Origin of the sequence: Flagellimonas oceanensis (assembly GCF_003992595.1) — a bacterium.
Lineage (GTDB): Bacteria > Bacteroidota > Bacteroidia > Flavobacteriales > Flavobacteriaceae > Flagellimonas > Flagellimonas oceanensis.
On the sequence record NZ_RZNA01000034.1, the window covers coordinates 1 to 6,465 of the forward strand.

Below are 6,465 nucleotides of genomic sequence, written 5' to 3' on the forward strand. Positions count from 1 at the left end.
GTTGGCCGCCATAGCGGGAAAACCACCAAGCAGGACCCAATCAGCGCGGTTATTAAAAAAAACAACTCCGCTTCTCTCCCACTTTTGTCTCCCTTTGGAGCAGGTTTGCGCAAAAAAAAATGGTTATGCCGAACTCACTCGGACGCACGATCGGAACTGAAAAGCTGCACGCTGAAAAAAACTGTGGTCGGACACAACTCGGACAAAAAAAAACGGGAGACAAAAGCCAAGCGCGCAAAGTGTTCTTCGGGCAAAACTCCAACGTCCACGTTCGCCACGTCGGCCAACAATGGCTATAATCCATTGCGGCACAGGTACAACCCCAAAATTCACTACTTTTATATCTGGCTTGATTCCATACCTCGAAATTCTGCCGAATTTCTCCGCAACGGAATCATAGCCGAACCGTTGGCATTCATTATAACCAAACCCGAAATTTGAGAGACAGAATTAAAAAATATACTGTTTTGATGGAGAACACATCAAAATCAATTGCAGAGGATTTAAAAGACTACTTTAAAAATTATGACTATTCCAAACCTAATAGTGATATTCAAATTATAAAGGTCGAAACAGAAAATGACCTCAAAAAGATTTATTACGGAACTGGTTTTTACATCATACTAACCAACAAAATATTTGAGAAAAACCCGTGTCAATTTGACTATCAAAACTTGAAAGCTATTTACAGAGGACATTCATACTTTACCAAAAAAAGAATTTTAAGTCATCTGTCCAACGAATATTACAACTCGACAAGAAAAAGCAACGAACCAAATTACAAAGTTTGCTTAAAAATTGAAGACAAAATCAATGGAATAAATATAAATCAAGAACCTTACAAAGATTGGAAATGGACTGTAATAGTTCACAAAATGAAAAATAGCTCAAAATTAATCCGAGAACAAATGGAAATAGCTTTCGATAACGTATTTCAAAAACCTTGCAAATCAATAAAATGAAAAAAATTACTTTATTATTCTTATTCGTCTCAAATTTTATCTTTTCTCAAACATTGGTAAAAACATATTACGACCCCTATTCTAAAACCAAAATAAAAGAAGTTTATCAGGTAAAACCAAATACACCAACAATAAACGGTTATTATAAACTTTACGATGAATATGGAAATTTATTGGAACATCGAAACTATACGAATAACAAGCTGAATGGCAAATCAACAACTTATGTTGGAGCAAATGAGGCGTCTGTAACTTATGGAGGTGTTCAGAGTTTAGGTAAAATATCTGATGTAGCTAATTACAAAAATGGTCGATTAAATGGCGAAAGATTAAGATACAATTTTAGCGAAAATGGTAAACGATATTTAGAATTCAGACAGACTTATAAAAATGATATTCTCGTTAGCAATACAATTTACTTTCCAAATGGTCAAGAGAAAAAAATATTAAAGATTGGGAAAAGCTTTGAGTACTATGAAAATGGGAACAAATTTGCTGAATACACAATAAATGAAAACGAACAGATTGATGGCGAATATTTAGGTTGGAGCAAATCTGGCTATTTAGAGGTAAAAGGTTTTTTAGTAAATGGCGAAAAAGATGGTGCTTGGATTGAATACAACGAAGATGGTACAATAAAATCAAAAGACTTATACGAATTGGGCAAGCTAATGCCAACACAAGAAGAACAAGAAATAGCTCGCCAAAAGGAAATAGAAAAAGCAAAAAAAGAAGAAGAAAGAAGGAAACTACTTGAAGAAAAACGATTGGCGGAACAAAAAGAGACCGAACGAATAAAAAAAATTGAAGAAGAAAGACTTGCTTTGACCAAAAAGGTCAATGAGCTATCAAAAGAGTTCGAGCTACAAATCAAAAACATTGAGAAATTATATGTAGTGGAGGATAAAGCTGGGTCAATGCTTTTTGACGAAACAGTTTATAAGACCAAAAAGAAACATTTGTATAACGCCTATGCAATTGCAACAAATTATGTCAAGGCTGAATTGAGAAAGACAGACGATTTGCAACAGAAAGTCGATTTGTTAACTTTAGGTATTGGGTTATCTGAAAAAATGAACGAATTAAGAAATACAAAAAGTAGAGATTTAGAGAAGAAACTAAAAAGGATTGACAAACCTTTGGAAATAATAGAAACACTCGGAGTGAAAAAATAACGAAATGCCAACAACGTGTATAGCTCATTGCTAAACATTTGCTTAAACCTAATTTAATGCATATTTGGGAAGTCGCCAAATTTTTAAATTTGACGATTTCCAACAAGAAAGATAAATAGTAAAATTTAAAAATCTGGCTTGTGGCTCAACCGAAAATAATCGCTAATTTGCACGCAACGAGCCATACACACGACCGTTGTGCGTCACCCTAAAAACCCACCGCACATTTAGCACATTTGGTTTTTCCGACACTCAAAGCCAACGCTAAAAAACCAAAAGAGCTAAATCACCCACCGCTGACAAAGAAGAATTGTTAAAAACTATAATTAAGTATTTGCTTATATAAGAAAACTATTTGTATTTTTGCTGCGTTATTAAATCCTAAACAAGGAAATTATGGAAAACAATCAATCGTGTATCCGTGTGTTTGCCGACAAGGTTCAAATAGACAATTGTAGAGAAATACTTCAAACCAACGACAAGGCATTCAGTCAACTGAGTGGACTTTTAGCATTGGCAGGAAACGAAGTAAGGTTAAAAATCTTATTTCTCTTAGAAGAAGAAAACGAACTTTGTCCTTGCGACCTTTCAGACATTCTCGGAATGAGCATCCCTGCCGTTTCGCAACACCTCAGAAAACTAAAAGACGGAAACGTCATTGAAGGTAGAAGAGAAGGACAAACCATTTTCTACTCTTTGAAACAGGAGCAACTTACTTTACTTCGTCCATTTTTTAAACACATCATAAACAATTCAAAAAAGGAAACAGTATGAACAAGAAAAACAACAGACTTGTCGGAGCGGGTGTGCTTTCGGCAGTAGCAGCATCACTTTGCTGCATTACACCTGTATTGGCTCTTATTTCAGGAGCTTCAGGAGTGGCATCTACCTTTTCATGGATGGAACCAGCAAGACCTTATCTAATCGGTATCACCGTTTTGGTATTGGGCTTTGCTTGGTATCAGAAACTCAAACCACGAACAGCCGAAGAAATCCAATGTGATTGCGAAGAAGACGAAAAAAAACCCTTTATGCAGACCAAAACATTCTTGGGAATTGTAACCGTGTTTGCAGCCTTGATGCTCGCTTTTCCAAACTATGCACACATTTTCTATCCTTCAAACGACAACAAGGAAGTTGTAATCGTCAATGCTTCTGACATCCAAACGGTAACTTTTGATGTAAAAGGAATGACTTGCAATGGTTGTGCTTCACACGTAGAAAATGATGTGAACAAATTGCCAGGCATTGTTAAGGTAGATGCGATTTATGAAGAAGCGATTGCCAAAGTAGAATTTGACCAAACCAAAGTGAGTATCGCTCAAATTGAAGAAGCCATCAACGGTACAGGTTACAAAGTGGTTGGCAAGAAATAGTATTTTTTTGCCTTTTGTATTTAAGAACTTAATTAAATAATTACACAATGAAAAAGAATTTAATTCTATTGAGTGCTTTGTTCCTAATTGGAATTGCTCAGCTCAATGCACAATGTTGCAAACCGACTGACAATAAAGCACAAACAGCAAATACAACACAGCAAGAAGGTAAGACCCTGCAACTGAAAATCACGGGAATGACTTGTGCAGGTTGTTCCAACCATATTTCAAATGCCCTCAAAGAAGTGGACGGCATTATTGAACACAAAGTGGAATATCCGGGCGATTTGGCAACCATCCAATACGACCCAAAGAAAACAAATCCTGACGCTATCATCAAGGTTATTGAGCAGACAGGCTATAAAGCCGAAATCATTAAGGAAAATCAAAAAGAGAAATCATTATGAACAAAGAAATAATAAAACTTGACATCATAGGAATGACCTGCGACCATTGTGCAACAGGCATTGAAAAATTACTTTCCAAAAATGAAGGTGTAAAAGAAGCTAATGTGAGCTATCCAAAAGCTACTTGCGAATGTTCTTTTGACCCTACCAAAACCAGCAAAGAAGAAATCATTAATACCATCAACGGCACAAAAAACTATCGTGTAAAAAGTGAAATCCCTGATAATGGAAACAGCGGAATTAATCAATTTGATTTAATCATTATCGGTGGCGGTTCGGCTGCATTTTCGGCAGCAATCAAAGCCGAAAGTTTAGGATTATCGACCTTAATGGTAAACGGTGGTTTGGACTTTGGCGGTACTTGTGTCAACGTGGGTTGTGTGCCTTCTAAAAATCTTATTCGTGCAGGCGAGTCGGCTTATCACGCTACACATTCCAACTTTGAAGGCATCAAGCCAAAAGGAGTTGATATTGATTTCGCTCAAATCATCAAAGACAAGAAAAAATTAGTAGCCACACTTCAAGAGAAAAAATATATGGATGTGGTAAGCGATTTTGAAAACCTGACTATGCTAAAAGGTTGGGCAAAATTCAAAGACAACAAAACCATTTTGGTTGATGGCAAGGAATACAAAGCCTTCAAATTTTTAATTGCTGCGGGAGCTACGACCAACATTCCGACTATTGAAGGATTGGACAAAATTGACTACTTGACCAACGTTTCCCTTTTCGACTTGGAAGAAAAACCCGAAAGCTTGACCATTATGGGAGCAGGTTACATAGGTTTGGAAATTGCAATGGCGTACAATCGTTTAGGCGTTAAAGTCCGAATCATTGAATTTACCGACCGTGTTCTACGGACACAAACCCCAGACATCAGTGAAGCATTGGAAACCCAAATGCGAAAAGAAGGCATTGAAATCTTACCTAATTTCAGAGCCGTGAAATTCGAGAAACAAGCGAATGAAACCATCATTCACTGTAAATGTCCTGACGGTTCATTTACGCAAATTATAGAAAAAGGTAAGGTAGTAATTGCCACAGGCACAAAAGCCAATACAAGCCAATTAGGGTTAGATAACATTGGTTTGGAACTCACCAAAAGCGGACATATCGCTGTGAATGAAAAAATGGAAACCAATCTACCTAACATTTACGCAGCAGGTGACGTAACCAACACCCCTGCATTTGTTTATACAGCCGCTTTTGAAGGTAAAATTGCCGTTGAAAATGCGTTCTCAGGAACAGATAATAAAGCCGATTATTCTTCTTTACCTTGGGTGGTGTTTACTGACCCACAAATTGCAGGGGCAGGTTTAGATGAAGCACAGGCAGAATCAAAAGGCATTCCGTTTGAAGTGTCAAAATTGGAATTGAAAGACGTACCGAGAGCCATAGCAGCCAACGACACAAGGGGTTTCATCAAACTCATTCGTAACTCGGAAACTGACAAACTTATAGGTGCAAGAGTAGTCGCACCCGAAGGTGGAGAACTCATACAACAATTAAGTATGGCAATCAAATACGGAATAATGGTGAAAGACTTAGCAGACAGTTTCTACCCTTATTTGACTTTGGGAGAAGGTATAAAATTAGCAGCAATAACTTTCGGAAAAGACGTATCAAAATTAAGTTGCTGTGCCAGTTAATCCGCCCCAAAGGCACACACTCTTGCAAGTCGCACCAGCCAACGCTTGACCAAAACTTGCAAGAGAGAGTGCCTTCCCTACCCCAAAAAATCCTACCTTTGAAAATTGACTAAACCGACTGAAAATAAAGGGCGAACGCACAACATTGTGTATAAGCAATAGCGGGTGAAGTGGTAAAATCAAGGTCTGTGCTTTTAATAAGCTTTGTGCTAAACTGAAAGGTTTGTACTTTCAAATCCGCTACTGCTCATACACGAAACCGTTGTAAGTAATGCCGAGAAACCCAGAAACCGAGTGAAAAAGACAATATTTGAAATTACCAAAATGGACTGTCCTTCAGAGGAAAATCTAATCCGAATGAAATTGGACGGAATTTCAAGTATTGCGAATTTGGACTTTGATATTCCGAACCGAAAACTGACTGTTTTTCACAGCGGGGAAACCGACCAAATCGAAAAGTCCGTTATCGAACTAAATTTAGGCGGAAAGAAAATCTCGACCGAACAAACCGACCAAACGGAATTTAAAGAAAATGCAAACCAAAAAAAGTTACTTTGGTCTGTACTTGCCATAAATTTTGCCTTTTTCATAATCGAAATGACAACAGGAATAATCTCAAAATCAATGGGACTTGTTGCCGATAGTTTGGATATGCTTGCCGACAGTTTTGTTTACGGAATTAGTTTGTTTGCGGTTGGCGGAACATTGATTAAGAAAAAGCGTATTGCCAAACTTGCTGGATATTTTCAAATTACACTTGCAATTATCGGATTTGTGGAAGTTTTAAGAAGATTTTTCGGAGACGAGAAATTACCCGATTTTTCGACAATGATTATCGTTTCGATTTTTGCACTTATCGCAAACGGAATTTGTCTTTACATTTTGCAAAAGTCAAA

8 protein-coding genes are annotated in these 6,465 nt (G+C 37.2%); all 8 read left to right on the top strand.

Annotated features, from left to right (window positions below; all coding sequences use genetic code 11):
• The coding region (locus EO132_RS19460; protein ID WP_205780345.1) for a hypothetical protein at nucleotides 1-441 on the top strand (441 nt) is incomplete at its 5' end.
• Entirely contained in the window at nucleotides 438-962 is a 525-nt protein-coding gene (locus EO132_RS09170; protein ID WP_127137563.1) for a hypothetical protein, read from the top strand. The genes EO132_RS19460 and EO132_RS09170, both read left to right, overlap by 4 nt.
• Complete coding sequence (locus EO132_RS09175; protein ID WP_094998214.1) at nucleotides 959-2,137, top strand: toxin-antitoxin system YwqK family antitoxin; 1,179 nt, start codon at nucleotides 959-961, stop codon at nucleotides 2,135-2,137. Before EO132_RS09170 ends, EO132_RS09175 begins: the two co-directional genes overlap by 4 nt.
• Before the next feature lie 396 nt (nucleotides 2,138-2,533).
• Nucleotides 2,534-2,911, top strand: coding sequence for an ArsR/SmtB family transcription factor (locus tag EO132_RS09180; protein WP_027375684.1), 378 nt, complete (start codon nucleotides 2,534-2,536; stop codon nucleotides 2,909-2,911).
• On the top strand, nucleotides 2,908-3,513 hold the full coding sequence (merTP, locus tag EO132_RS09185) for a mercuric transport protein MerTP (protein ID WP_027375685.1): 606 nt from the start codon (nucleotides 2,908-2,910) through the stop codon (nucleotides 3,511-3,513). Before EO132_RS09180 ends, merTP begins: the two co-directional genes overlap by 4 nt.
• Before the next feature lie 47 nt (nucleotides 3,514-3,560).
• Complete coding sequence (locus EO132_RS09190; RefSeq protein ID WP_027375686.1) at nucleotides 3,561-3,920, top strand: heavy-metal-associated domain-containing protein; 360 nt, start codon at nucleotides 3,561-3,563, stop codon at nucleotides 3,918-3,920.
• Nucleotides 3,917-5,569: a mercury(II) reductase gene (merA, locus tag EO132_RS09195; RefSeq protein ID WP_027375687.1), complete on the top strand. Its 1,653-nt coding sequence runs from the start codon at nucleotides 3,917-3,919 to the stop codon at nucleotides 5,567-5,569. Before EO132_RS09190 ends, merA begins: the two co-directional genes overlap by 4 nt.
• Before the next feature lie 294 nt (nucleotides 5,570-5,863).
• Nucleotides 5,864-6,465: cation efflux transmembrane domain-containing protein (locus EO132_RS09200; protein ID WP_164732310.1), on the top strand; the 602-nt coding region annotated here is incomplete at its 3' end.